The organism is Limosilactobacillus balticus (assembly GCF_014145615.1).
Taxonomy (GTDB): domain Bacteria; phylum Bacillota; class Bacilli; order Lactobacillales; family Lactobacillaceae; genus Limosilactobacillus; species Limosilactobacillus balticus.
On the sequence record NZ_JACIVH010000044.1, the window covers coordinates 1 to 237 of the forward strand.

Below are 237 nucleotides of genomic sequence, written 5' to 3' on the forward strand. Positions count from 1 at the left end.
AAGGGAAAAGTGCATTAATGATGTTTGACCGACATGCAAACTTAAAATACAAATATGGGAACCGACATTTTTGGGCTGAAGGCTACTATGTGAGTACAGTTGGATTAAATGAATCCACAATAAAGAAGTATATCCGAGATCAAGAGAAACATGATATAGCAATGGATAAGCTAACAAGTGTGGAATATTCGGACCCTTTTAAGGGTAAGTGAGGTAGTACAAACACCGCTTAAAGCG

1 protein-coding gene is annotated in these 237 nt (G+C 37.6%); it reads left to right on the forward strand.

What is annotated here, in order from left to right; all coding sequences use genetic code 11:
* Window positions 1-212 (forward strand): transposase (locus H5S10_RS02790; RefSeq protein WP_182588640.1); only part of this gene is annotated, 212 nt, incomplete at its 5' end.
* Window positions 213-237 lie beyond the last annotated feature (25 nt).